The organism is Stutzerimonas stutzeri SDM-LAC, from assembly GCF_000235745.1.
GTDB classification, from domain to species: Bacteria; Pseudomonadota; Gammaproteobacteria; order Pseudomonadales; family Pseudomonadaceae; genus Stutzerimonas; species Stutzerimonas stutzeri_H.
In genome coordinates, this window is sequence record NZ_AGSX01000168.1 from 39439 (window position 1) to 65724 (window position 26286).

24 protein-coding genes and 1 riboswitch are annotated in these 26286 nt (G+C 60.7%); of the genes, 16 read left to right on the forward strand and 8 right to left on the reverse strand.

Annotated features, from left to right (window positions below; genetic code table 11):
- Positions 1-57: 57 nt before the first annotated feature.
- Positions 58-645, reverse strand: coding sequence for a TIGR00730 family Rossman fold protein (locus PSTU_RS0116460; protein ID WP_019342108.1), 588 nt, complete (start codon positions 643-645; stop codon positions 58-60).
- Between the two features lie 57 nt (positions 646-702).
- On the opposite strand from PSTU_RS0116460, the gene PSTU_RS0116465 reads away from it, so the two are divergent.
- The 3 genes from PSTU_RS0116465 to PSTU_RS0116475 all read left to right on the forward strand — a co-directional run bounded on the left by PSTU_RS0116465 (position 703) and on the right by PSTU_RS0116475 (position 2341).
- The gene (locus PSTU_RS0116465) at positions 703-927 is read left to right on the forward strand and encodes a hypothetical protein (protein ID WP_019342109.1); all 225 of its coding nucleotides are present in this window, start codon (positions 703-705) and stop codon (positions 925-927) included.
- Between the two features lie 281 nt (positions 928-1208).
- Positions 1209-1433 (forward strand): hypothetical protein, encoded by a 225-nt coding sequence (locus PSTU_RS0116470; RefSeq protein WP_019342110.1) that lies wholly within the window; start codon positions 1209-1211, stop codon positions 1431-1433.
- On the forward strand, positions 1430-2341 hold the full coding sequence (locus PSTU_RS0116475; protein ID WP_019342111.1) for an SDR family oxidoreductase: 912 nt from the start codon (positions 1430-1432) through the stop codon (positions 2339-2341). Before PSTU_RS0116470 ends, PSTU_RS0116475 begins: the two co-directional genes overlap by 4 nt.
- A 66-nt stretch (positions 2342-2407) precedes the next feature.
- Here PSTU_RS0116475 and dauA read toward each other — a convergent pair whose 3' ends face one another.
- Positions 2408-4141 (reverse strand): C4-dicarboxylic acid transporter DauA, encoded by a 1734-nt coding sequence (gene dauA / locus PSTU_RS0116480; protein WP_019342112.1) that lies wholly within the window; start codon positions 4139-4141, stop codon positions 2408-2410.
- Positions 4142-4333: 192 nt separating this feature from the next.
- On the opposite strand from dauA, the gene PSTU_RS0116485 reads away from it, so the two are divergent.
- The 3 genes from PSTU_RS0116485 to PSTU_RS0116500 all read left to right on the forward strand — a co-directional run bounded on the left by PSTU_RS0116485 (position 4334) and on the right by PSTU_RS0116500 (position 7446).
- Positions 4334-4621 (forward strand): PA4642 family protein, encoded by a 288-nt coding sequence (locus PSTU_RS0116485; protein ID WP_019342113.1) that lies wholly within the window; start codon positions 4334-4336, stop codon positions 4619-4621.
- A 303-nt stretch (positions 4622-4924) separates the two neighbouring features.
- Positions 4925-6436: a malate dehydrogenase (quinone) gene (gene mqo, locus PSTU_RS0116490; RefSeq protein WP_080571217.1), complete on the forward strand. Its 1512-nt coding sequence runs from the start codon at positions 4925-4927 to the stop codon at positions 6434-6436.
- Between the two features lie 425 nt (positions 6437-6861).
- Positions 6862-7446 (forward strand): YajG family lipoprotein, encoded by a 585-nt coding sequence (locus PSTU_RS0116500; protein WP_019342115.1) that lies wholly within the window; start codon positions 6862-6864, stop codon positions 7444-7446.
- Between the two features lie 261 nt (positions 7447-7707).
- On the opposite strand, the gene PSTU_RS0116505 is transcribed toward PSTU_RS0116500, so the two are convergent.
- Positions 7708-9084: a DUF1329 domain-containing protein gene (locus tag PSTU_RS0116505; RefSeq protein WP_019342116.1), complete on the reverse strand. Its 1377-nt coding sequence runs from the start codon at positions 9082-9084 to the stop codon at positions 7708-7710.
- 427 nt (positions 9085-9511) lie between these two features.
- On the opposite strand from PSTU_RS0116505, the gene PSTU_RS0116510 reads away from it, so the two are divergent.
- Complete coding sequence (locus tag PSTU_RS0116510; protein ID WP_019342117.1) at positions 9512-9790, forward strand: hypothetical protein; 279 nt, start codon at positions 9512-9514, stop codon at positions 9788-9790.
- Between the two features lie 25 nt (positions 9791-9815).
- Here the strand turns inward: PSTU_RS0116510 and PSTU_RS0116515 are convergent, their stop codons facing one another.
- A complete protein-coding gene (locus PSTU_RS0116515; protein ID WP_029404837.1) occupies positions 9816-10979 on the reverse strand; it encodes a 1-acyl-sn-glycerol-3-phosphate acyltransferase in 1164 nt (387 codons plus the stop codon).
- A gap of 198 nt (positions 10980-11177) precedes the next feature.
- On the opposite strand from PSTU_RS0116515, the gene PSTU_RS0116520 reads away from it, so the two are divergent.
- From PSTU_RS0116520 to PSTU_RS0116535, 4 genes are all read left to right on the forward strand, one after another.
- The gene (locus PSTU_RS0116520) at positions 11178-11360 is read left to right on the forward strand and encodes a CPXCG motif-containing cysteine-rich protein (protein WP_019342119.1); all 183 of its coding nucleotides are present in this window, start codon (positions 11178-11180) and stop codon (positions 11358-11360) included.
- Positions 11361-11621: a DUF2007 domain-containing protein gene (locus PSTU_RS0116525; RefSeq protein ID WP_019342120.1), complete on the forward strand. Its 261-nt coding sequence runs from the start codon at positions 11361-11363 to the stop codon at positions 11619-11621.
- Positions 11622-11681: 60 nt separating this feature from the next.
- Positions 11682-12302, forward strand: a complete 621-nt coding sequence (locus tag PSTU_RS0116530) for an SOS response-associated peptidase (RefSeq protein ID WP_019342121.1) — start codon at positions 11682-11684, stop codon at positions 12300-12302.
- 131 nt (positions 12303-12433) lie between these two features.
- Positions 12434-13243, forward strand: coding sequence for a M48 family metallopeptidase (locus PSTU_RS0116535; RefSeq protein WP_019342122.1), 810 nt, complete (start codon positions 12434-12436; stop codon positions 13241-13243).
- 20 nt (positions 13244-13263) lie between these two features.
- On the opposite strand, the gene PSTU_RS0116540 is transcribed toward PSTU_RS0116535, so the two are convergent.
- The 4 genes from PSTU_RS0116540 to PSTU_RS0116555 all read right to left on the reverse strand — a co-directional run bounded on the left by PSTU_RS0116540 (position 13264) and on the right by PSTU_RS0116555 (position 16661).
- Positions 13264-13707: an ester cyclase gene (locus tag PSTU_RS0116540; RefSeq protein WP_019342123.1), complete on the reverse strand. Its 444-nt coding sequence runs from the start codon at positions 13705-13707 to the stop codon at positions 13264-13266.
- A gap of 84 nt (positions 13708-13791) precedes the next feature.
- Positions 13792-14379, reverse strand: a complete 588-nt coding sequence (locus PSTU_RS0116545) for a TMEM165/GDT1 family protein (RefSeq protein ID WP_019342124.1) — start codon at positions 14377-14379, stop codon at positions 13792-13794.
- 90 nt (positions 14380-14469) lie between these two features.
- Positions 14470-14595: riboswitch (yybP-ykoY riboswitch) on the reverse strand.
- A 47-nt stretch (positions 14596-14642) separates the two neighbouring features.
- A complete protein-coding gene (locus PSTU_RS0116550) occupies positions 14643-15641 on the reverse strand; it encodes a class I SAM-dependent methyltransferase (protein WP_019342125.1) in 999 nt (332 codons plus the stop codon).
- A 57-nt stretch (positions 15642-15698) separates the two neighbouring features.
- Positions 15699-16661, reverse strand: a complete 963-nt coding sequence (locus PSTU_RS0116555; protein ID WP_019342126.1) for a 2-hydroxyacid dehydrogenase — start codon at positions 16659-16661, stop codon at positions 15699-15701.
- 62 nt (positions 16662-16723) lie between these two features.
- Here PSTU_RS0116555 and PSTU_RS0116560 point away from each other — a divergent pair, with 62 nt between their 5' ends.
- The 5 genes from PSTU_RS0116560 to PSTU_RS0116580 all read left to right on the forward strand — a co-directional run bounded on the left by PSTU_RS0116560 (position 16724) and on the right by PSTU_RS0116580 (position 26255).
- Positions 16724-17353: a LysE family translocator gene (locus tag PSTU_RS0116560; RefSeq protein WP_019342127.1), complete on the forward strand. Its 630-nt coding sequence runs from the start codon at positions 16724-16726 to the stop codon at positions 17351-17353.
- Positions 17354-17510: 157 nt separating this feature from the next.
- The gene (locus PSTU_RS0116565) at positions 17511-19193 is read left to right on the forward strand and encodes a fatty acid--CoA ligase (protein ID WP_019342128.1); all 1683 of its coding nucleotides are present in this window, start codon (positions 17511-17513) and stop codon (positions 19191-19193) included.
- A 309-nt stretch (positions 19194-19502) separates the two neighbouring features.
- Complete coding sequence (locus tag PSTU_RS0116570; RefSeq protein ID WP_019342129.1) at positions 19503-20159, forward strand: OmpA family protein; 657 nt, start codon at positions 19503-19505, stop codon at positions 20157-20159.
- Between the two features lie 156 nt (positions 20160-20315).
- Complete coding sequence (locus PSTU_RS0116575) at positions 20316-24023, forward strand: CHASE domain-containing protein (protein WP_019342130.1); 3708 nt, start codon at positions 20316-20318, stop codon at positions 24021-24023.
- 90 nt (positions 24024-24113) lie between these two features.
- Positions 24114-26255, forward strand: a complete 2142-nt coding sequence (locus tag PSTU_RS0116580; RefSeq protein WP_019342131.1) for an EAL domain-containing protein — start codon at positions 24114-24116, stop codon at positions 26253-26255.
- The last annotated feature ends 31 nt before the right edge of the window (positions 26256-26286 follow it).

The following is a 26286-nucleotide window of genomic DNA, read 5'->3' on the forward strand; positions in this document are numbered from 1 at the left end:
ATGCAGCCCGCCAACGGCGGAGCCTGCACCGATGCGTTCGTTTTTTGTACAGCTATTTCACGAGCCCTTTTGCTCTGCCCATCTGGCCTTGTCGATGGGATTCCAGTCGGTCATTAATTTCAGCAATGCCTGGGGTGACTCGCTGCGCTGAAGCATGTCGCGATACGGGGCCCGGACGAAGCCCTCGTCCACCAAGTGGTCGAGAAAGCCGCTGAGTTTGCTGTAGAAACGATCGACGTCGAGTAGACCAAGCGGCTTTTGGTGATAGCCCAGCTGAGCCCAGGTCCAGACCTCGAAAAGCTCTTCGAGCGTACCGAGCCCCCCTGGCAGCGCGATAAAGGCATCGGATAGCTCGGCCATTCGGGCTTTGCGTGCGTGCATGCCATCGACGACTTCCAACTGCGTCAGCCCCTGATGGCCTACCTCGGCGTCTTTCAGACTCTGCGGGATGATGCCGATGACCTCACCGCCAGCCTCCATCGCTGCATCGGCCACCACGCCCATCAGGCCTACCGCACCGCCCCCGTAGATCAGGCGAATGCCATTCGCAGCCAGCAACTGGCCCAGCTCAATGGCAGCGTCGCGGTAGATTGGGGATTTACCTGTGCTGGCGCCACAGAACACGCATATTGAACGCAGGGACATCGTCTACTCCATCAGTCGGACGGCAGGCAGAGTAACGCCGGCGCCAGGAGCTACCAAGTGTCTATATTCCTCTGCACAGGTTCCGCTGATGCCCAGAGCGTAGTTGGCAAGAAGCGTTTGAATAAATTCGAGGCTGGGCATGGCGTCTTCCTGATCGGTGATGCTGCAAGGCTATGCGTTGCCGACGCGCTTGCCTTGTGGGTTTTGCGCATCGTCCCGATAGTTTTCTTCGCTTTAAGTTATCCCCGTTTGCTGTGCGCGTTTCTGTGGATAAGCCGCTGACAGTTCTTTCCAGGCCGCGTCATGGGCGGCGCTGCGGACGGCGCTCGAATAATGATCAATCGGTTTGTTAGTGCTCTAAATAGCTGTTATGGCGGTCTATTTTGGGATGTCATGGCTTCGCTAATAGCTGATTGCACTTTTCCAAAATAGCTGTGGGGCTCTCTGTGGATAACGTGGGGAAACGGCCCGCGAGGCCGCTGCCGATGTGGCTTTCAGCGCAGCGGACAAAAAATGATCGGTCTGATTTGCTTTGTTGTGGTCAGGGGTGCGCTCACTGATCGATGTTCGATGATCTTGGCCATGTACCCAAAGGGGATGACCTGTCGCGAATCGCCGGGGTGATCCGAGCGTTCCTCGCTCAGCCCTGGCGCTGCCACATCATCCTGCAGCCTTATGCTCGGGCATTCATTCGTGGCCGTTTGATTGTCGACGGCTGCGGTGTCACCGACACTCGCCGCAGACTTTACGATGCATCCAACAATAATCGGCTGGAGGAGTTTCCATGAGTGACGCCATTCGCTTCGAAGACAAGGTGGTCATCGTGACCGGTGCTGGCGGCGGCCTTGGCCGTGCCCATGCGTTATTGTTCGCCCGTCATGGCGCCAAGGTAGTGGTCAATGATCTGGGCGGCAGTGCCCAAGGCGAAGGGGCCAACGCCTCGGCTGCTGATCTTGTCGTCGAGGAAATCCGCCAGGCCGGCGGTACTGCCGTGGCCAATCATGACTCGGTGACCGACGGTGAAAAGATCGTCCAGCACGCGTTGGACAGCTTCGGCCGCATCGATGTGGTGGTGAACAACGCCGGCATCCTGCGCGACAAGACCTTCCACAAGATGGAAGACGCCGACTGGGATCTGGTCTATCGCGTGCATGTCGAGGGCGCCTACAAGGTGACCCGCGCCGCCTGGCCGCACATGCGCGAGCAGGGCTACGGACGGGTGATCTTTACTGCGTCTACCTCCGGCATCTACGGCAACTTCGGTCAATCCAACTACGGCATGGCCAAGTTGGGCTTGTACGGCCTGACCCGCACGCTGGCCCTGGAAGGGCGTAAGAACAACATCCTGGTCAATGCCATCGCGCCGACCGGCGGCACGCGCATGACCGAGGGGCTGATCCCACCGCAGGTGTTTGAGCAGCTCAAGCCTGAGTTGGTCAGCCCGCTGGTGGTCTTTCTCGCCAGTGAGCAGTGCCAGGAAACCTCCGGCCTGTTCGAAGTCGGTGGCGGCTGGATGGGCAAGGTGCGCTGGGAACGCAGCCTGGGTGCCGGTTTCGATCCGAAGGCAGGCTTCGATGCCGAAGATGTTGCCGCCCACTGGAAGCAGATCTGCGATTTCGAAAACGCGGCGCATCCGGCCGACAACATGGAAGCGTTGAAGGAAATGATGGCCAACCTGCAAAAGCACGCCGGTTAAACCACCGCTCTGCGCGGTCGCTTGAGCGGAAAAGCGTGCATGCCTTCAGCTCAGCGACCTTTTCGTTCAGATAGCGGGCTCGACTGCTGTCGGCTCGGGCAGCAGACGCAAGGCCTTTGCCCGAGCCTGTGCCAGATTGCGCACGTGGTACAGCTGACCTTCGAGTGGCTGAATACCGGCGCGGCGCAGCTTGAGGCGCAGTCGGGCATTACTGCCGGACAGAATCAGAGCGATGCCTTGCTTGCGGTAGTCCAGCAGGACGTTTCCCAGTGCTGCCAGGGCGGTCATGTCCATCATCGGCACGTCGCTGATATCGACGATGACAATCTTCACCTCTGGGTTGAAGCGTCGCAGCACACTCAATGCCTTCTCTGCGGCACCGAAGAACAGCGGGCCACGGATCGCATAGCCCGCGACGTGGTCGGGCAGCTCCTTGAGCATTGGATTCTGCCCGAGGTTCAGGCGGATGGTGTCGGTCAGCTCACTCATGCGTTTGATGAACAGCCCGGCCGCGAGCAACAGGCCAACGCCCACTGCCAGCACCATGTCGAACAGGACGGTCAGGCTCAGGCAGGTCAGCAGTACCAGCACATCGCTGCGCGGCGCTATTCGCAGTGTTTTGATGACATGCGGTGCTTCGCTCATGTTCCAGGCCACTATCAGTAGCAGTGCTGCCAGGGCGGCCATCGGCAAATAGCTGAACAGTGGCGCCAGCCAGAGGATCGCTACCAGCACTACGCCTGCATGAATGATCGCCGCCAGGGGTGAGGTCGCGCCAGCGCGCACGTTGGTGGCGGTGCGCGCAATGGCAGCGGTCGCCGTGATGCCGCCAAACAGCGGGGCGACCAGGTTGCCAAGGCCTTGACCCAGAAGCTCGGCGTTCGGATCGTGGTTGCCACCGCCCATGCCATCGGCCACCACCGCGCAGAGCAAGGACTCGATGGCGCCGAGCATGGCGATGGCGAAGGCTGGCGCCAACAGTTGGTGAAACAGCTCGAAGCTCAGCACCAGCGGTTGGCCGTCAGGGCCTGGCAACAGCCACGGCCATGCAAAATCCGGAAGAAACGGTGGAATGCCAGGGTGCAGCACATCGTCAACCGCGTAACTGAAGCGCTCGCCAAGCGTGGCGACGGTCAGCCCGAGCGCTTCCAGCGCGAGTGCGGCCAGCGCGCCAACGACGAGGGCGACCAGATGGCCCGGCACTTTGGGTACCAGGCGCGGCCAGACGATGAGCACCGCCAGGCAAATCAGACCGACAAGCGCATCTCCCAACCGGGCGCTGGGTAGCGCGCGCACCAGCAGGTTGAGCTGTTCGACGTAATGTTGCGGCTGTTCGGTCAGCGTCAGCCCGAGCATGTCCTTGAGCTGAAGGGTCGCGATGACGATGCCGATGCCAGCGGTGAAGCCAAGCGTGACCGGGTAGGGCACAAAGGCGATCAGCCTGCCGGCACGCAACAGCCCGAGCAAGATCAGAATCAGCCCGGCAAGCATGGTGCAGAGCAGCAGCCCGCCGAGACCGAATTGCTGCGTGATTGGCAACAGAATGACCACGAAGGCTGCCGTCGGGCCGGAGACATTGAACCGGGACCCGCCTGTCAGCGCGATCAAGGGTGCAGCAACCAGCACCGTGTACAGGCCGTGCTGTGGCGCAGCACCTACCGCTATAGCCAGCGCCATGGCCAGGGGAATTGCAATGATGCCGACCGTCAAACCGGCCGTGATGTCACCGCGCAGTGCCGGGAGTCCGTATCCCGACCGGAGGGTGTGACGCCAGGCAACGAACAACGGCGGAAGCTTCATTCCAAACACTCCATATGTTCAAAGCGCCAGTATAAGCGCTGGCAATACAGCCGGCCCTGCGGGAACGCAACATCGCGGTTAAATCGCGGATTTTCCTGTACGACCTTGGTCTTATCGGGCTCGGGCGCGTTGAGTGCGTCCGTCGTGCAGAGTAAACTGCCGCCCCCGAAAGGCCCTCGTACCGGAGAAACCATGCGTAAAGACAAGAAGAAGGTGATCGGCGAGGAGGTCAGCGATGAGTCGATCAAGTTGTTTCTCGAGCTGGAACCGACTGACGGCACGCCGTCTTCCTTACACATGCTGATCAAGGCTTATCGTGGGTTGCGGGTCGATGATTTCGAGCGGTTTCTCGGATTCTTTGTCGAAGCCGGATACGACCTGAATGTGAAGGATGCCAAGGGGCAAGACTTCGTTTCCCTGATCGCGGATCAGCGTCAGGCCGAGCCCTATATCGAGCTGATCGAGGCTGCGCGCGGCTGAGTTTGTCCAACAGTCGAGACTCATGCAGTACGCGTCCCGCATGACCTGGCTGAGCAATCGGCAGCCGCAATAGATTTTCTCGCTGCACGCGTCCCGTAGAGCCCAGGCTTGTAGCCCCGCTCCGGGAGGTAGAGGCGCGAGAGGGAGGAGGCCAAAAGCCGTTCTCCCGACAGCGGGTGGGTGCTCTCGGGTACCTGCCTTCGGGCACAAGCCCGAGCAGCGGTATAGAAGCCTCCTCCGTTTCTAGCCGCCAGGCTGGTGGTTCTACATGATCGCGTACTGCGGTCGTGACAGTTTAATGCTGTGATTCTGGAGAACGCGTTAATGACGCAACACGATAGCGAAGCCGTGGATTTGGTGCTGGTGGGAGCCGGCATCATGAGTGCGACTCTGGCAGTACTGCTCAAGGAACTCGATCCCGACATCAGGCTGGAGATTGTCGAACTGCAGGAATCCGGGGCCGTCGAGAGTTCGAATCCCTGGAACAATGCCGGCACCGGCCATGCCGGTCTCTGTGAATTGAACTACACCCCGGACAGCAAAGACGGTTCGATCGACATCAAGAAAGCCGTCACCATCAATACCCAATTTGAAGTGTCGAAGCAGTTCTGGGCCTACCTGACGGGCCGTGAAGGTTTCGGCAGCCCGCGCGACTTCCTCAATGCGGTGCCGCATCTGAGCTTTGTGCGGGGCACCAAGAACATCGACTTTCTCAAGCGCCGTTTCGACGCGCTGAAAACCCATCACGCCTTCGAAGATATGGTCTACAGCGAAGACCGCGCGACCATGGAAGAGTGGATGCCGCTGATGATGCCGGGCCGTCCGCTGGACGAGCCGATCGCCGCGACCCGCGCGATGAATGGCACCGACGTCAACTTCGGTGAGCTGACCCGGCAGATGCTGCAGTATTTGGCAGTCAAGCCCGGCGTAAAGATGTCGTACTTCCAGAAGGTCACCGGCCTGGCGCGCGACGGCAAGGGCTGGCGTGTAGAGATCAAGAACACCCGTGATGGTAGCAGCCGTGCACTCAAAGCCGGCTTCGTCTTCCTCGGTGCCGGCGGCGCAGCGCTGCCGTTGCTGCAGATGTCCGATATCGAAGAAGGCAAGGGTTACGGTGGTTTTCCGGTCAGCGGCCAGTGGCTGCGTTGCGACAACCCGGAAATCGTTAAACAGCATCAGGCCAAGGTCTACAGCCTGGCAGCGGTTGGCGCACCGCCCATGTCGGTTCCGCATCTGGATACGCGCGTCGTGGACGGCAAGACCTCGCTGCTGTTCGGCCCCTACGCCGGCTTTACCACCAAGTTCCTCAAGCATGGTTCGCCGCTCGATCTGCCGATGTCGATCCGTCCGGGTAACCTCAAGCCGATGCTCGCTGTGGCGCGCGACAACATGGACCTGACCCGCTACCTGATCAAGGAAGTCCGGCAGTCGATGAACGACCGCCTGGACACACTGCGCGGCTTCTATCCTGAGGCCAAGCCTGAAGATTGGCGCTTGGAAGTGGCGGGCCAGCGCGTGCAGATCATCAAGAAAGACGCGAAAAAGGGCGGCATCCTGCAGTTCGGTACCGAGTTGGTGTCGTCCAGCGATGGTTCGATTGCCGCACTGCTGGGCGCCTCGCCAGGCGCCTCGGTTACCGTGTCGATCATGCTCGACCTGATCGAACGCTGCTTCCCCGAGCAGGCCAAGAGCGAAGCCTGGAGCAGCAAGCTCGCCGAGATATTCCCGGCGCGTGAGAAGGTTCTCGAAACCGATGCGGCGGTCTACCGCGATGTGGTCTCGAAAGTCGACAAGCATCTGGGACTGGCCGGCTAGCCACACCGATACCTGTAGAAAAGCCGCGCCGCCTCAGGGCCGCGCGGCTTTTTTATGCCTGCCGAATGGCTGCGGAGCGTTGCACAGGATCCGCTTGAGGCAGCGGCTTGCCGGTCCAGCCAAGACGAATCTCTGCGATTTCGATCCAGCGCTCGCCCTCAGGGCGCTGCCGGGTGGTCAGCAGCCTGCAGCAGCGTTGCTGCTCGTTGAGCCGGGCGTAGTGGCGCGATGCGTGTTCGGAACAGGGCTCTCAACAGCGGCATTGCCGAGCTTCCGTAAGGTTTCGCGCTATTGCCGCAGCCTGGGGTTACGGTTGCGTGAATGGAACACAGCCGGCCCGAATACGGTCTGTAGCGCATCACTGTCAGGCGGTTGCGGTGCTGGTTATACTGCGCGCCATCCATCCCTAACCTGGAGTAAGCAGCATGCTGAAACGCCTGTTGTTCAGCCTCGCCGCCGCGTCAGCACTGGCGCTTGCCGGCTGCGCCCATAGTCCTCAACAACTTGACCCGAGCCCGAAGCTCACCGATACCATCAACCCGGTCGGCCAAGGGCAACCGGTGGTGGTGCGTGTGGTAGATGGACGTCCCTCGTCTACCCTGGGCACCCGCGGTGGCCTGTATCCGGAAACCAGTGCGGTGATCGTGCCGAAAGAAAAAGTCGTTCCAAAGCTGCAGGCTCAAGCTGAAGCAGCGGTCCGCCTGCTGGGCTTCACGCCATCGGCCAACGCCTACAACGCACCGCAGCTGACCTTGACCCTGGCCGAGCTGAAATATCAGTCGCCGAAGGAAGGGCTGTATGTCACCGAGGCCACCATTGGCGCTACCTTCCGCGTGGAAGTCCAGAACGGTGGCCGTCGCTACACCGGTCGCTATGGCGCTTCTCTGAATCAGCGTTTCGGCATGGCGCCCAATGAGCAGACCAACACCAAGCTGGTATCCGACGTGTTGAGCGATGCGTTGACCCGCACTTTCCGCGATCAGAACATCGGTCAGGTGCTGGCGCAGTGACTTGCAAATAGCCCAGTCGGTTGCGAGCGACAGATCAGAGCCCCGCCTTTTGGCGGGGCTTTTGTTATAGGCGTCGTTGGGCTCGTCAGTGATGCGCTTACAGCGTGTCGGCTCGTGTGCCGTAAGAGGCAGCAAGGAGCGCTGCCCAGTGAGGTCCCGATTCAGCTAACCCATACCAGCCATTGCGCTTATGGAAGTGCAAAAAAAACGCCCCGAACATGTCGGGGCGTTTCTCTTGACGATGTAATTTAGCGGTGTGGCTTAGCGTACGCCGGAGTTACGCAGTGCGGCCGGGGTGTACTGGTTGGAGTTGGCCTTGTAGTCGTAGACGTAGGGGTTCTTTTCCTCGTTCTTCATGCCCATCACCAGGTAACGACCGGAGACCAGGTCATACAGCGTCTCCATTGCATACAGCGGTACCTGGGCGTTGTAGATGTACTCGGCATGCGCCTCGGCAACACGCCAGAGCGTATCGCGTCCGTCGTAATGATCGATCACAGCGGCCTGCCAGGTGTCTTCGTCGATGAAGAACGTGCGCTTGGCATAGATGTGGCGCTCGCCAGGCTTCAGTGTCGCCTCGACTTCCCATACACGGTGCAGCTCATAGCGGGTCAGATCCTGATTGATGTGACCGGGCTTGATGATGTCGTCGTACTTGAGCTGCGGTGAGTCCAGACGGTAGGCGTTGTAGGGGATGTACATCTCCTTCTTGCCGACCAACTTCCAGTCGTAGCGATCCGGTGCACCGTTGAACATGTCCAGGTTGTCGGAGGTGCGCAGCCCGTCGGCAGCGGTGCCCGGACCGTCGTAGGCGACCTGCGGGGCGCGGCGCACACGGCGCTGACCGGCGTTGTAGATCCACGCCATGCGCGGCTCTTTGACCTGATCCAGGGTCTCGTGCACCAACAGTACGTTGCCGGCCAGTCGCGACGGCTCGGTTACCTGTTGTTTGAAGTAGAACAATACGTTGCCGTGTTTCTCGGCGTTGTAGTCGGTCAGGGTATCGGTGTAGACAACTTCGTCGACGAACTTGACCAGGCTGTAGCTGCCATTCACCTGCGGAGTGGCCTGCGCCACAGTGCGGCGGGCAGAGCCTCCGCGATAGCGAGTGATGTGGTTCCAGATCACTTCCAGGCCATCCTGAGGAATCGGAAAGGCGACCGCAGTGTCAAAGTTTTCCAGCCCGTTGCCGCCGCGGACCAGCTTGGTCTGGGTCACGTTCTTCTGGGCAGCGTCATAGATCCGCTGAGGTACGGCAGCACTGCGGCGGGTTTCGAAGACCGGCAGGCGATAGGTGTCTGGGTAGCGCTTGAGCATGGCGATCTGGCCAGGGCTCAGGTTGTCCTTGTACTGCTCGAAGTTCTGCGCAGTGATGGTGAACTTCGGCTTGTCGTTCGGGTAAGGATCGCTGACGAAGCCATTCTCACCGACTGCCGCAGCGTCGATTGCCAGGCCGCCGGTCCAGGCGGGAATGGTTCCGGCGGCGTTAGCTGCTTTCTCGGCGCCCATCGGCGTCAGGCTGTTACCCAGCTTGGCCGCTTCGGACTCGGATACTGCAGCCATGGCTCCGCTTGCCAGCACAGCGCTTGCCAGCAGAGAGAGTGTAAGGGCCCCCGTCTTAAACCTGTTCTTATTCATTGTCTGGTCCTGTTGATTCTTGGTAGCTGATGCGCTGCAAGCGATGCCGTAAGCGCGGCGCTTGCAGGTGGCGACTTCCACCAAAGGAGGTGGCGGGTCCAAAACCCGGTACTCGCGTCAGAGACGCAGCGTTACAAGTTGCCATTTGCCCGACCCGCGGCAGTCCCGTCTGGTTGCTCAAGCCAGGCGCACGCTCTATTTCGGTTGTTCGAGGCGAGATGAGGGTGAAGCTGAAAGGGACTATAAGTCAACAATCGAGACGGGGCATATCTGCATAAATGGCGCAAATACCCGGCAAATTGCCATCGCTTGGTTGTGTTCCGTTCTGTCGGAATCTGGCTGAGCCGGTAACGCCGTTTCGGTAGACTCGGCTGCCGCAGCTTGGGCCGTCCCGGCCTGCAGCTTATCGGCCTAACGGAGATGACGGTTGTCGTTCGATTTCGATGTTTTGACGCTGACTCGGGTTGCGCCTCTGCTCAACTCACTGGCGTTGCTGATCGCGCTCAGCGGTGCCTGGCTGCTGTTGGCGACACGCTGGCGCCGCCAGCTGTCGAACGCCGCAGCCTCCCATGCAGGGTCAAGCACCTGTGCTGTTGAGCGAGGTGCTGTGGCGGCAACCCGGCGTCTTGACCGGTTTTTCTATCGCTTTGGCTTCGGCAGTCTGGGGCTGGCCTGCCTGCTTTCTTGGCTTACCCGACTGAGCTGACGACCAGTCGGGCTTGTGCTGTGTCCTACAGATTCAAACCAGCTTTCAAACGGTACTGGTTACGCACCGGCATGGCGTATTGCTGGATGAGGTAGGGCTGTTGCACGCTTGGGCATGCCGCGAGGCGCTTGCCCCATTCGGCCTCGGCTCGTTCTATTTCCGCGCGGCTGAACAGCTCGCTGAGTTCAGGTATCGCCAGCGCCGGGTCGCGATGCTCCCACATTCGATGCGCCAGGAAATTCACCGGAAACAGACGGTAGTCCGTCAGGATCTGTTGGTCGATATCGGCCGCCAGCTGCTTGGCATCTTCCGGCACCTCGCTGATGGGTGTACCGAAACTGACGTGCACCCGACCTTTGTAGCCGGTGATGCCGAGGGCAATACTGGTGTCATCCTCGCCAGGCGCCTTGGTGTAGCTACCGGTGGTGGCTCGGATATAGAGCTCGCGCGCCTTGGCCTGATCGCAGGGGTCGTACTCATAGCTGATCGACACCGGTGTCGGTCGCAGGCTCGCCAATGCGTCGGAAAAGGGCTCGTCCTTGCGGCTCATGTGGAGCATTTTCAGAATCGCCGAATCGGTACGGTCGTCACCGTCCTTTGCCCGTCCTTCGGCCTGAGCAATCCAGATTGACTCACCGTCGTTGCGGATCGAGTGGTTGATGTAGGCGGAAAGCAGCTGGTAAGCCGCGAGCTTTTCGCGTCGCCCGGTGACCGAGCGGCGCACGATGAAGCTCTTGTTGAGCCGCATCAGATCGCTGACAAAAGGTCGTTGCAGCAGGTTGTCGCCGATGGCGATGCGCGGCGTGCGCATCTTTGCCTGGAACACCGCATAGTTGACGAAAGCGGGGTCCATCACGATGTCGCGGTGATTGGCGATGAACAGATAGGCGCAGCCCGGTCGCAACTTTTCCAGGCCGGAATAGGTAATGCCGTCTGTGGCGCGCTCGATGGTGCGGTCGAGGTACATCTCGATCCGCGCCTGCAGCGTGTCGATCGAATGAATGGTGGCGAACTCACGCCGCAGTCGTTGCGCTATAAGTGGTTTGAGCATCCAGCCCATGGGGCCGGCCAGCCGCGGAAAGCGGAAGTGCGCCAGTATGTCGAGAAATTCCCGGTCGGCGAACAGCCGTGCCATGACAGCGGGGACTTCAGCATCGGCGTAGGGTCGGATGGCTTCGAATTCGTCCATCATGTTCTCTGTAAGGGTAACAACTGAATAACCCAATCGCTCAAGGGTCAAAGTTAGGTCTGTGGGTGCCTGGGCGCGATCACTGCGCAGCCTCGGTTGATGCCGCGTTGCACCGGTTGGGTCTGCGACAGGTGCAAACCGGGCATCTCTACAGACTCTGGACGGCGATTATAGCGGCAAGTCACGCAGGAGACGCTGATGCTGGAATCACAGGATTATCAATGCCCCTATTGCGGCGAAGAGGTGCAGGCGCTACTCGATCTGAGCGGTGGCGATCAGCAGTACATCGAAGACTGCTCGGTCTGTTGTCGGCCGATCGTGTTCGATTTGCGGACAGATGGCAGTGACTGGCAGCTCGATGTACGGCGGGAGGATGAATAGATGCAGCGGGTATACGAGCCGCGCGATCTGCTCGAGGCGGAGATGCTGCGTGGCATGCTGGTTGCCGAAGGCATCGAGGTTTATCTCAATGGCAGGCATTTGATCGGTGCGGTAGGTGAGCTGCCGGTTGCCGGTCTGCTCGGCTTGATGGTCGCCGATGAGGAGGTCGAGCGCGCGCGGCAGTTGATCGCTGAGTACAATGGCGCCGAACCGCTGCCCGGCGACGAGCCGGAAAGTTATCCGGGTGAGCTCATCTGCTGATGCCTCTGAGTGAAGGCGTTGCCCCTGGCCGCTGGCCCCTTTTCCTTTGAGTTTTTGTACATGTGTGGCCGCTATGCCCTGTTTCGCTGGAGTCCCGCCTTCGCTGCGCTGCCCGGTTTCCCGCCTGATCAGCAGCCGCACTGGAGTCTGGCGCCTGGCGCTTCGGTGCTTCTGCTGCGACAGGTGGACGAAGCGCTGCAATTGAGTCGCGTGCGCTGGGGATTGACCCCAGCATGGCTGAGCGACTTCACTCGCACGCCGGCCCAGGCGCGGGCGGAAACGCTGGCGGAACAGCCAATGTTTCGCGACGCCTTTCGGCAGCGTCGAGGCGTCCTGCCGGCGAATGGTTTCTATGAGTGGCGAGGCACGGCACGCAAGCGACCCTACTGGATGACGGCGGAAGACTCGCTGATGTATTTCGCCGCGGTCTGGGAAGCCTATCCGGTAGAAGGTCACAGTTACCTCAGTGCGGCCGTCGTGACGCGGCCAGCCTCGAATCAACGGCGACCACTGTTGCTGGATCAGGCTGGCATGACCGCCTGGCTCGACCCGCAGACCTCGCTGGAAACGCTGCAGCGGCTGTTGGCTGCACCGCAGCCGGCGTTACGCGAGCGACCTTTGGCGACCTTCGTCAATGATCCCAAGCTGGACGCGCCAGAATGTCTGACGCCAGTGAACTAGGCATTGGCAGTAACCCTCGAAAGGGAAGTCAAGGCGCTATCAGGCCGGTGCCGAACCGATGGGCAGCTGGTCGGTTGCCCGGTGCGCTGGCACGCTCTAGCATACGGCGCAGAATTCTCGGGAGACGCGACATGTTCAAGCCGCATTCACTCAGCCTCTTTCTGGCGGCAGCGACGCTTGCCGGTTGTCAGGTGGTCAACACCACCAGCAGCGGTGCCGTTGGCGTCGACCGCAAGCAATACATGTTCAGCATGTTGTCGACCGAGCAGGTCAATCAGATGTATGCGCAGTCGTATCAGCAGACGGTGTCTCAAGCGAAGAGCAAAGGTGTGCTCGAAAACAACTCACCGGTCGCTCAGCGGGTCAACCGGATCGCCAGCAGGCTGATCGCCGAGGTCGGGGCTTTCCGGCCTGATGCGGCGGAGTGGGACTGGGACGTGAACGTCATCGACAGTCCCGAGCTGAACGCCAATGCCGGCCCGGGCGGCAAGATCATCTTCTACACCGGGCTGATCGAGAAGCTCAACCTGACCGATGACGAGATTGCCGCTGTCATGGGGCATGAGATAGCCCATGCGTTGCGTGAACACGGTCGCGAAGCCATGTCCAAGGCGTACGGTGTGCAGATGGCCACGCAGATTGGCTCGGCGGTCGGGATTGGTGATGGCAGCCTGCAGCTGGCCAACATGGGGGTGCAGTATCTGATGACGCTGCCCAACAGCCGTAGCAATGAAAACGAGGCTGACCTGATCGGTCTGGAACTGGCGGCGCGGGCTGGCTACAACCCGAACGCAGCGGTCACTCTGTGGCAAAAGATGGCGGCGGCGGGCGGCTCCGCTCCGCCAGAATTCCTCAGCACGCATCCGTCATCAGGCAGCCGTACGCAGGCGCTGCAGGAAAACATTCCGAAGGTGATGCCACTGTATAAACAGGGCCGCTGATGCAGATGCCGCGGACGCTCTCAGGTCGGCGGCAGCTTGATTGGAAGAGGGCTTTCCAGGCCTAGCTGGCTTCGGGCGCTTTCCAAGTCAAAGAGGGTACTGATCTCCTCGATATCGCCGCTCGGATTGAGCGTCCAGATCGACACCGCGGCGACGGTGAGGATCTTGCCGCTCGGGGCGAGGCCGAACACGGGTTTCTCCAGGGTGCCGAACAGCGTGCTGGAGGTCACCACGCGATTGCCTTCGCTGAGGCATTCATCGATCGCGACTTCCAGGTCCGGAATGGCTTGGCGGATCTCACGCACTATCAGACCGAAGCCGGCACTGTTGACCGGCTGCGAGATGAACGAGCTTTTGTAGCTGAAGTAACGGCTTTGCAGCTGTTCAGCCAATGCCAGTCGACCCTTGATCCAGCTCAGATCGATATGCTGCCGAACCCGCCGTTTTCGTTCCTCCGGTGACATGCCGCCTGCTCCCCTCAAGTGCCGCCAGAATGCGGTGAACACGCACTCTAACAGCACGCGTGGCGAGGCGATTTGCGCTGGGTATCAGACTGAAAGCATGCCGCTCAAGCTCAGAGCCTGATAGACGGCGTACAGCGCTAAACCAGCAAAGCCGACGGCGGCAATTCGGCGAATCAGCATGAGAGGCATGCGGTCGGCCGCAAAATTGCCGGCCAGCACCACCGGCACATTGGCGATCAGCATGCCCAGGGTCGTGCCGATGATCACCAGGATGAAATCGGGATACTGAGCGGCAAGCATGACGGTCGCGATCTGCGTCTTGTCGCCCATTTCGGCAAGGAAGAACGCGATCAATGTCGCCACGAAGGGGCCGAAGCGTCGACCGCGCGAAGCTTCCTCTTCCTCCAACTTGTCTGGCACCAGTGTCCACAGGGCAACGGCGGCGAAGGACGCCGCCAGAATCCAGCTGAGAATGGCTGGCGAGACCAGCGACGAAACCCAGTTGCCGATGGCGCCTGCAGCAGCATGGTTGGCCAGCGTGGCGACCACGATGCCCCAGATGATGGGCATTGGACGTCGATAGCGGGCGGCCAGCAAGAGGGCGAGCAATTGCGTTTTGTCGCCTATCTCAGCGAGAGCGACGATCAAGGTGGGGATGTAGAACGATTCCAACGGACTTCCTTGCGGGGGCGGGTCGACAGATCACCATGACACGCACCGCCTGCCCGCCCCGGGTCAGGTGTACGTGTCATGGGTCTTGTCAAACCGAGCGCTGGCTGCCGAGACAGGCCGCGCGGGTCGCATGCACCATGGTCTGTGGACCAAGTATGTTGACGCATGCCAGGCAAGCAGGGCGCTTGCCGGAGACTACTCCCCCAGGACGGGCGCGAGTTTGCCCAAGCGTGGCGCGTTGCGCAAGTCGGGACGTTACCGGATCAGGTGCGTTGTGCACGGTAGATGCGGAAGCCGTCCGCGCTGATCAGCGTTTCGCAGCGACCCAGATGGGTTTCGATCAGGGGCGGGTACTTGAGAAAGGCATTGGCTACCAGTCGTAGCTCGCCACCCGGCCGGAGATGACTGGCCGCGCGTTGCAGTAACGTTTCGCTGGCCTCGTAGTGCGTGTGGACGCTCTGATGGAACGGTGGGTTGCTGATAATAGCGGAGCAGTCTCGCGGGGCGGCATCGATGCCGTCGCCGGCCATCACCTGAGCCTGCAAACCATTGGCAGCGAGGGTCATGCGGCTGCTTTCGACGGCAAACGCGTCGACATCCAGCAGCACCACTTCACTGTCCGGATACCGTCTTTTCAGCGAGGCCCCGATAATGCCCGCGCCGCAGCCGAAATCCAGCAGCGGGCCAGCTGGCAATTCATCGAGTTGCTCCAGCAGCAGTGCGGTACCGCGATCGAGGCGGCCATGGCTGAACACGCCAGGCAGACTGACGATCTGCAGTGGGCCGTCCGCGAGTAGCAGCTCGAAGTGCTGAGCCAAGGTCTGTAATTCTGGAGCCGGTGGGCTATTTGTGACCCTGACCTGCCAGAGCTGGCAATGCCGGGCGCTGTCGAGTTTTTTCGCTTCGCCGAAAGGAGCCAGTTGTTTCGCGGCTCGCTCCACGCCGGCACGTTTCTCACCCACCAGATACAGCAGACGGCCCGACAACCTGGCGGCAAGCGCGCTCAGCAGGTAATCAGTCAGTTCTCGAGACTTGGGTAGAAACAGAACGGCGCTGTCGAACGAGGCTGTGGGCGGCTCGATACCGAATGCACAACGCTCAGCGAAACGTGCCTGCAGTCGTTGCTGCGTCCCGGCGTGCCAGCTCCAGCCGATGGCTCCAGGCAGTTGGCCGAGCAGGTCGTCTGCGGGCAGCCCGGCAAGCAGCAGGTCACCGCTGAACAGTTCGGTCTGGCGCAGCAGTACTTCGCTTCGCGGATCCATCTTGCCTCCGGACAAAAGCTGGCGAGCTTACCAGCCTTGTCCCCGGCTGTAGAAGCGTCAGCCGACCTGACGCTTGGGGCTGCCGGCGAAGAACGCCTCCGCGTTCTCACACAGCTGGCCGACGATGCGTTGTCTGGCTTCGCGGCTGCCCCAGGCGCTGTGGGGTGTCACGATCAGGCGTGGCACGTCTGCAGCCAGCAGTGGGTTGTCGTTGCTCGGTGGTTCGCTGATCAGCACATCTGTGGCAGCGCCGCCCAGGTGGCCGCTTCGCAGGGTGTCGGCCAGCGCCTGCTCGTCGATCAGGCCGCCGCGAGCGGTATTGATGACGAACGCGGCGGGTTTCATCAACTGCAGTTCGCGCGCACCGATGAGGTTGCGGGTTTGCTCGGTGAGCGGGCAGTGCAAGGTCAGGGCATCGATCTGCGGCAGCAGCTCGTCCAGTTCCAGTCGGTCTGGCCGAGGCGGGCGCCCGGGCAGGTTGCCGGTCAGCACACGCATGCCCAGCGCCTCGGCGAGCTTGGCTACCGCGCCGCCCAGCTCACCGTGGCCGAGCACGCCGAGCGTCTTGCCGGCCAACTCCACGATGGGAAAATCCAGTAGGCAGAACTGTCCGCTTTCCTGCCAGCGGCCGCGGGCCACGGCGGCCTGATAATCGGGTAGTCGCGTGGCCAGTGCGAGCAGTAGCATCAGCGTGTGTTGGGCCACGGTAGCCGTGCCGTAAGCCTGGCAGTTGCACACCGCAATGCCGCGCTGTTTGGCTGCGGCCAGGTCGATGTTGTTAACGCCGGTGGCGGCTACCAGAATCAATTTCAGATCCGGACAGGCGGCCAGCGCGGCATCGCTCAAGGTGACCTTGTTGACGATGGCAACTTCCGCGCCTTGCAGTCGGTCGACGATTTGCGTTTCGCTGGTCTCCTTATGGCAGGTCAGCTCAGCAAAGGCGGACTGCAACGGGGCCAGGTCCAGGTCGCCCTGGTCGAGCGGGGATAGATCGAGGAATACAGCGCGGTACTTGCTCATGGGCTTTACTCGTATGAATCAGCGGGCGGATGTCCCGCCCCGGAAAATAACGGAGTCGCTAGATGTACTGGATGGAGTTTCTCACCGTGGCGCTGGTTCACTTGCTCGCTGTCGCCAGTCCTGGGCCTGACTTTGCGGTGGTCGTGCGCGAAAGTGTGGCCCGCGGTCAGCGCAGCGGCAGCTGGACGGCCATCGGTGTAGGCAGTGGCATCCTGCTGCACGTGGGTTATTCATTGCTAGGGATTGGTCTGATCGTCTCGCAGTCGATTGTGTTGTTCAACCTTTTCAAGTGGTTAGCAGCTGGCTATCTGTTCTATCTCGGTTTCCAGGCACTGCGCGCCAAGCCCGTCGCGGTGGACAACCTTGCATCATCCGCGTCCAGTGTTGCGATTAGCCCTAGACGCGCTTTTACGGTTGGTTTCGTCACCAATGGCTTGAACCCCAAGGCGACGTTGTTTTTTCTGTCCTTATTCACCGTGGTTATCGACCCCCATACCCCGCTCGCGGTTCAGGCCGCCTATGGGTTATATCTGGCAGGCGCGACCGGGCTATGGTTCTGCCTGGTGGCCTGGTTGTTCAGCCGCGAGCGTGTGCGGGCCGGGTTCGCCCGCATGGGACACTGGTTCGATCGCGTGACCGGTGCGGTGCTGATTGGCCTGGGTGTTCGGTTGGCGGCAAGCGAGATCGCCTGATCAGGCCTGCTCGCCTTGCTGCTGCATCGTGACGTCCTGGCACGAAGAACAATTGCGGCATCGGTGGTCCGAAACGGGAGCGGCACGGCCAGGCGTCGCACCGGTGGCCGCATGAACATCTAGCGTGCGTCTCATAACATCAATAACAGGAAGCCCTATGCTGCAGACACGAGTGATCAAACCCGCCGCGAATGCCTACCAGTACCCCCTGTTGATCAAGAGCTTGCTGCTGTCCGGGCAGCGCTACGAGCGCACCCGTGAAATCGTCTACCGCGATCAGCTGCGTTTCGACTATCGCACCCTCGGTGAGCGCATCGCTCGGCTCGCCAACGTGCTGACAGACGCCGGGGTCAAGGCGGGCGATACCGTGGCGGTGATGGACTGGGACAGCCATCGCTACCTGGAATGCATGTTTGCGATCCCGATGATCGGTGCGGTGGTGCATACCATCAACGTGCGGCTATCGCCCGAGCAGATCCTTTTCACCATGAATCATGCCGAGGATCGCTTCGTTCTGGTCAACAGCGAGTTTGCGCCGCTGTATCACGCCATCGCCGGGCAGTTGACGACCGTGGACAAGACGTTGCTGATCACCGACGCCGAGGACAAGCAGTGCGATTTGCCGAACTGCGTCGGTGAGTACGAAACCCTGCTGGCGGCCGCAGCGGCGAGTTACGATTTTCCCGATTTCGATGAAAACTCGGTGGCGACCACGTTCTATACCACTGGCACCACCGGCGACCCCAAGGGCGTCTACTTCACGCATCGTCAACTTGTCCTGCACACGCTGGCAGGCGCGGTGACGGTCGGCTGCCGCGAAAACCCCCAGCTGATGGCGGCTGGGGATGTGTACATGCCGATTACACCGATGTTCCACGTGCACGCCTGGGGATTGCCCTATGTGGCGACGATGTTGGGCCTCAAGCAGGTTTATCCGGGCCGCTACGATCCGGAGCTGCTGGTCGAGCTGTGGCGCCGGGAAAAGGTGACCTTTTCGCACTGCGTGCCGACCATCGTGCAGATGCTGCTCAAAGCCAAGGCCGCGCAGGGTACGGACTTCAGCGGCTGGAAGATCACCATCGGCGGCAGTGCGCTCACACGGGGCCTCTATGAATCGGCGCGGGCGTCTGGCATGCAGTTGGTGGCTGCCTACGGCATGTCGGAAACCTGTCCGCTGATTTCCGGGGCTCATATCAACGATGAGCTGCGCAATGCCAGTGAGGACGAGCAGATTAACTACCGTCTCAAGGCCGGGATTCCGGTGGTGCTGGTCGATGCGGCGATCCAGGCGCCCGACGGCAGTTTCCTGCCTGCCGATGGCGTGTCCCAGGGTGAACTGGTGCTCCGTGCGCCCTGGCTGACGCAGGGTTATGCGGGCAATCCGGAGAAGAGCGAAGAGCTGTGGGCTGGCGGTTGGTTGCATACCGGTGACGTCGCCACCCTTGATGAGATGGGCAATATCGATATTCGTGATCGCATCAAGGATGTGATCAAGACGGGTGGCGAGTGGATATCGTCTCTGGCGCTCGAAGGCCTGATCAGCCGGCACGATGCAGTTCGCGACGTTGCGGTGGTGGGCGTGCCGGACGAGCGCTGGGGTGAGCGACCATTTGCGCTGCTGGTGCTCTGCGAGGGCAGGCAACTGGATGCGCGAGCGTTGCAGGCGTTCCTTGAGCCTGCCGTGGCGCAAGGCCAGATCAATAAGTGGGCGATTCCGCAGCAGATCGCCGTGGTTGAGGATATTCCCAAAACCAGCGTGGGCAAGCTCGATAAAAAGCGTATCCGCGTCGACATCGCGCGCTGGGTCGAGGAGGGCAGTAGCGCCATCTCTTCGGTCTGATACCAGGTTTTCGCCGCGTGGGGCTGATCATGCTGCGACATTCTGGTCGGTCGCGGCATCGACAGGACATCTGCCGCATACGCTACTGACCGTCTTATCGAGAAGCGGCCGCCCAGCCGGCGGCTTGCTGCTGTGGCCTTGTCGGTACGTCCAGCACACTGGAGCAGGATTTCGGCAGACGTTGGGCGCCTGAATCATCTCGGGTTCGTCGGGGCGTTCCGGTTCCGCTGGCGGGCGGGTGTTACCCTGACGTCGCATTCCAGCCCGTGCCGTAACAGGCTGGCGTTTCGCAGATGAAAGGAAGTAGACATGAAGAAGATCGGTAACCTGACCGCACTTGCCGCCACCCTTGCGCTGCTGGTCGGCTGCACCAACAATCCCTATACCGGTGAACGCGAAGCTGGCAAGGCCGGCATCTACGGCGGCATCGGTGCGATCAGTGGAGCAGTGATCGGCGCGGCCACCTCCAGCAAGAAGGATCGCGCCAAAGGTGCATTGATCGGAGCCACAGTCGGCGGTGCTGCTGGGGGCGGCTACGGTTACTACGTCGATACCCAGGAAGCCAAGCTGCGCCAGACGTTGCAGGGCACCGGCGTACAGGTCCAGCGGCAAGGCGATAACCTGACGCTGATCATGCCGGGTAACATCACTTTCGCGAGCAATTCGGCCGATATCTCCAGCAGCTTTTATCCGACACTCAATTCGCTGGTGCAGGTGTTCAAAGAGTTCAACAAGAACGGTGTCGACATCACCGGTCACACCGACAGTACCGGCTCACAGCAACTCAACCAGGATCTTTCCAATCGCCGCGCCCGTAGTGTCGCCGCCTATCTGGAAGGCAACGGCGTGCCAGCGTCGCGTATCTCGTCTTACGGCGCGGGCTCGAGCCAGCCGATTGCGAGCAATGACAGCGCTGCCGGGCGTGCCCAGAACCGCCGTGTAGAGATCAATCTGCGACCTCTTTAAGCGACCTTGGCACAGGCGAGGCCGTCGCAACCTTGCTTGTGCCATTTTGATGGCGTCAGCTTTACAGCTTTTCTCTTGTTTCGATTGAACCTCTGAGCGATCCATGACTCTGAAGCTCCTGACAGCGAGCCATAGTAGTGGCACTGAGGAGGTCGAATGGATGATCGTTCCGCTCTCCATTCTCGTAAGCCTTGGCTGCCATTGGTAGTGACGCTGACCCTGATGGCGGGGCTCGGAGGATGGGTCGGCTGGCAGTGGCATGTTCAGGAAATGCGAGTGCGCGCCGAGCAAGCCCAGCGATTCAATCTGGCGGTCAATGACATCGAAAGCAGTCTGCGTGAGCGCATGCGCGCCTACGAGATGGTGCTGCGAGGGTTGGCCGGGCTTTTTGTCGGCAGTGATGAGGTCAGTCTGCAGGACTGGAACAGGGCTTCCGATCAGCTTCAGCTTCAGGATTTCTACCCCGGCATCCAGGCCATCGCCCTGGCTCGCTACGCGCGCGCGGATGACCTGGAATCGGTTATTTCCGAAATACGCGAGAACGGCCGTGGCGAATTTCGCATGTATCCCCGCGGAGAGCGCAGCGATTACCTGATCGTGGACTTCATCCATCCGCTCGATTGGCGTAATCGCCGGGTGCTGGGTTTCGACATGCTGAGTGAGGCAACGCGCAGGGAAGCCGTGATGGCCGCACGCAATATTGGTACTCCGATGCTCACTGGGCCGGTGCGGCTCAAGCAGGAAACAGAGCACAACGCGCAGATCGGGATTCTTCTGTACCTTCCGCTTTATCGCGCACGGGCTCCGATAACCACTCTGGAAGAGCGCCAGGAAGCATTTGCCGGATCGCTTCACGGTGCGTTTCGGCTGACCGATCTGATGGAAGGGGTGTTGGGTTCGCGCAGCAAGCTGTTTCAGTTGCAGCTGTTCGACGCTGCCGCGCCAGACGAGCCATTGTTGGTGGGGCGCGCTCCGGTGAGCGTCGATGCTGGCTTCCATCGTGTTCGCAATATTTACATGTACGGCCGTAGCTGGCAGCTGGAAGTGGCCAGCACGCCGGAATACGAAGCCATCCTCAACCGGGTGGGGCGGGCTTTCAATCTTGCTGCGGCGCTGACCGCGGCCGCATTATTTTCTCTGTTGATTGGCGGCTACCTTTATTTGCGCGAACGGACCCTGCGCAGCAGTCAGGCGCTCGGTGCCCAGCTTCAAGAGCGGGAGGCATGGTTCCGCCAACTGATCGAACAGCTGCCAGTAGCGACGGTGCTGTGCAGCGACGAAGGGCGCATAGAGTTGGCCAATCAGAGCGCCGCTGCGCTGCTGGGTAGCAGTGCGGGCCTGCTCGCGGGTGAGCGCCTCAGTCACTACATCCCTGAAGCTTTGCAGGACGCAGCCGATGGGAACCAACTGGACGCCAACCAACATGAGAGCCACGCCCTGCGCGAAGACGGCACCCCCATTCCTGTTTCGCTCAGTCTGACCAGTTTCAAGCGGGACGAGACCATTCACTATCTGCTCAATCTCGTGGATCTGCAGCAGCGCAAGCGTGACGAGGAGCGCTTTCGCAATGTGGTAGAAGCCTCGCCGAACGCTTTTCTGTTGTTCGATCATGACGGCCAGATCGTGATGGTTAACCGTCAGACCGAGCTGCTGTTCGGCTACAGCCGACAAGAGCTGTTAGGTCAGTCGGTTGAAATACTGATCCCGGTGTCGATGCGCAAGACCTATACCGAGGTGCGCAACCGTTTTCGCCAGACTCCAGAATCACGTCGCCTGGGTGAGAATCGCGAACTCTTCGGTCGCCACCGGGATGGCCATTTGCTGCCTGTGGAGGTCGGCCTGTCGCCGCTGCGCAGTGGCGACGAGCAACTGGTGCAGGCCGTGGTGATCGATATCGCTCATCGCAAAGCAGCGGAGCGGCGTCTGCGCGATCAGGCGAATGAGCTGCTGATCGCCAACCGCTACAAATCCGAATTTCTCGCCAACATGTCGCACGAACTGCGTACGCCGCTCAATAGCATTCTTATCCTGAGCGATCAGTTGAGACAGAATGCGGCGAGCAACCTGACCGAGAAGCAGGTTCGCCACGCCGATATCATGCATCGGGCCGGCCACGATCTACTCCAACTGATCAATGACGTGCTTGATCTGGCCAAGATCGAAGCCGGTCACATGGAGATCAAGTCGGAGCCGCTCGACCTCAGCGAAGTGCTGGCAGAGCTGTTGGCTGGGATGCAGCCGATGGCGGATCAGAACGGACTGTCCCTCACGACCCGGATCGACCCGGACGTTCCGCCGTCGATCATCACTGACCGTGCGCGGCTGCAGCAGATTTTGCGCAACCTGGTGACCAATGCACTGAAGTTTACCGAGCAGGGCTCCGTTGATATCCATGTGAGCAGCCGGCCGGCTGAGAGCCCTGCCGATGAAGCCATGCTGCAGATCTGTGTGACCGACACCGGTATCGGCATCGCAGAAGATCAGCAGGAGCGGATCTTCCAGGCCTTTCAGCAAATCGACGGTTCGATCAGCCGTCAGTACGGCGGCACAGGCCTGGGGCTCGCAATCGCACGGCAACTGGCCGAGGTGTTGGGCGGCGGGATTCGCCTCACAAGCTCGCTGGGGCGGGGTTCCAGTTTTACCGTCGAGTTGCCGATGAAAGCCTCTGCGACGCCGGAGGTCCGGACGCTACGGCCATATCAACAACGCGGCCAGGGTGGCGGTCTGCTGATTGTCGAGGACGATGCCGATTTTGCTTCGGTAGTGGCGGAGGTCGCGCAGTCACACGGTTTTTCCAGTGTCATCTGCGGTAGCGGACAAGAAGGGCTGGATGCGCTCGCTCACGACCGTTTCGCGGCGGTGATCCTGGACGTTCTGCTGCCTGACATCAGCGGCTGGCAGGTCCACCGGGCGTTGCGAGCCGACCCCAAGCACCAGGATACGCCGGTATACATCATTTCCTGCGTGCCACAGCCGCAGGGCTGGTCGGACGACAGTTCACGCTACCTGCTCAAGCCTGTGGCTCACTCAGAGCTGGAGCGGCTGTTCGTCGATCTGGCGCGGCAGGAAGGCAATTCGACTCGGCTGCTGCTGGTTGAAACCGATCCGGAGCGGCGCCGTCAACTGCGTGAATATTTCGAGCGGATCGGTTATCGGGTCAGCGAATGCCAGCGCAGCGAAGACGCCCGACTGGCTTATGCTGAGCACCGATATTCGGTGCTGATCATCGACTTTGATCTTCCTGGCGAAAACGGGCTGGAGCTGCTCGATGCGCTCGACCGCCTGCGCTCGCTAAAGGACGTCAGGGTGATCCTGACCAGCCGAGAGGCGTTATCGGAAAAGAATCTGCAGCGGCTTGAGCGTTATTCATCGGTTGCGTTGTCGAAAACAGAAGGAATGGAGCATATGGAAGATGCACTGAAACCCGTTGGGGTTGATGCTGCCGCGTGGGGAATGGGTGAGCTGGAACACCCCCTGCTGGGGCAGCGCGTGTTGTTGGTAGACTCTGACGTGCGGGCAATTTACGCCATCAGCGCCGTGCTCGACGAACAGGGGTTGCAGGTGGTTCCGGTGACGAGCTGTGCTGAAGCGCTGGAGCGCTTCGATCAAGATGCGTTTGATCTTGCGCTGGTGGATATGGCCATGCCGGATGATGGCGGACCCGCCCTGATTCTTCAGCTCAGAAACGACTATGGTTGTCAGGTGCCGATTGTGGCAATGGCGGTCGGCTCTGATACGGATGGACCGGGGAGGAATGTCCCGGCCGGCGCCGACGACATCCTATTCAAACCGGTCGACAGCGCGAGGCTGGTTGAGCTGCTGCGGCGTCTGGAACGTACTGATGGCCCTCATGCAGGCCCGTAAGGAGAAGTGTGTGACGCATCGTTCAAGCCGAACTGGCGTCCCCGACGTCGGTAGCGGAAACCGAATCATGCTGTGCTGGGAGCTCGGCTGATGGCGTGGTCGCAACCCCAACCTCAGTCTCGAACCCGCACGTTGTTGGTAGTCGATGATCGCGAGGCGAATCTGGTTGCCATGGAGGCCCTGCTCGGCGACGGCGACTGGCAGGTCCATACGGTTAACTCTGGCGAAGCCGCGCTGCAGGCATTGCTTGATCTGGATGTCGAGCTGGTGTTGCTGGATGTGCAGATGCCGGGCATGGATGGGTTCGAAGTGGCGCGCCTGATGCGCGGAAGTCCGCACTCGCGCTACACGCCGATTATCTTTGTTTCGGCCATCGCGCATACCCGCGAGTCGGTGTTGCGTGGCTACGCCACGGGTGCGGTTGATTTCATTCTCAAGCCGTTCGATCCGCAGGTGCTCAAGCACAAGATCAATACGCTGCTCAGTCATGAGCACAATCGACGTGACTTGCAGGTACTCAGCCAGCAGCTCGACAGTGCGAGAGCGTTCAACGCGTCGGTACTGAGCAATGCCGCAGAAGGCATTCTGGTGGTGGGTGAGGATGGTTTCATCAATTTCGCCAACCCGGCGATCGCCAAAATGCTGCATACCAGCGTCGATGATCTGCAAGGTACCGCGCTGATCAAGCATCTGGCTTCGCCGCAGATGCCACCGGCCTGGCGCGACACCGATTTCTACCAGCATTGGCGTAGCGGTCATACCTATCGCCTTCATGAGGCGCAGCTGTTCACCGCCAACGGCGACACGCTGCCGGTGGCATTGTCGTCGTCACCACTGCCTCGTCAGCAGCGCTCGATGGTAGTGATTGCTCTGGACATGTCGGTGGTGCGCAGCCTGCACGTACAGTTGGAGACCCAGGCGGTAACCGACTCGCTGACCGGACTGCTGAATAGGCGCGGCTTTCATCAGGCACTGGATTCGGCCTTGGCGAGGGTCGACCGGAACGGCAAACGCATGGCTGTGCTCTACATCGACCTCGATGGCTTCAAGCGCATCAACGACTCGCTGGGGCACGATGCCGGTGACGAAATCCTCTGCCGCGTGGCGCGTGTGCTCGAGGCCTGTATGCGGCCCTACGACATCATCGCGCGGATGGGCGGAGACGAGTTCACCGCGTTGCTCGACTCGCTGGATCACCCGGAAGATGCCGCCAAGGTCGCCGAGAAGCTCATCGAGCTGATTTCGGTTCGACATACCATCGAAGGGACCGACGTCACGCTCGGCGCCAGTATCGGCATCGCGCATTTTCCGGATTGCGGCCAGAGCGTCGAGGAGTTGCTTCGCTCGGCAGACATGGCCATGTACGAGGCCAAACGCAACGGCCGGCAACAATATCGCTTCTTCTCCGGTGAGATGAACGGGCGGGCCCATGCGCGCTTGATGATGGAAGAGAACCTGCGCAGCACCATTGAACGTAATGGTTTCGCTTTGGCCTACCAGCCGCAGGTTGTGCTCGAGACCGGTGAGCTGCGCGGGTTCGAGGCCTTGCTGCGCTGGGATTATGCTGGGCGCGGCGCGGTCGATCCAAGTGTGTTCATCCCCTTGCTGGAGGAGACCCGGCTGATTGACCGGGTCGGCGAATGGGCGCTGCGTGAAGGGCTGGCTCAGTGCCGCGACTGGCGTGAGCGATTCGGCGACAAGCTGGTGCTGAGCTTCAACGTCAGCCCGGTGCAGTTCGGCCGGGCCGGGCTGATCGACGAGTTGCGTCGGCTGCTCGATGAGTATCAGCTCGATCCTCGCCAGTTGGAACTGGAGGTCACCGAGGGCGCGCTGATGCAAGACCTGGAACAGAGCTGCGACAAGCTTCGGCAGTTGCGCGAGCTGGGCGTCAGGGTAGCGGTGGATGATTTCGGCACCGGTTACTCGTCGCTGGCTTACCTGCGCCATTTCGACCTGGATACGCTGAAGATTGACCGGCTGTTCATCGCCAACATGCTTGACTCACCACGCGATGCCGCGGTGGTCAGCACCATTATCGATCTGGGGCGAAACCTTGAACTGGAAGTGATCGCCGAGGGCGTTGAAACGTTGGCCCAGCGCGAGTGGTTGATTGCTCATGACTGCCAGGTGATGCAGGGTTTTCTGGTCGCGCCAGGGTTGGCCGTCGAGGATGCGTTGGAGTTTCCGCGGTCAATCGACTGGCTCCAACTGGAAAATCAACCGGCCGGCTAGTGCCGGCCGGGCGGGTTAACCTGATGCGCCA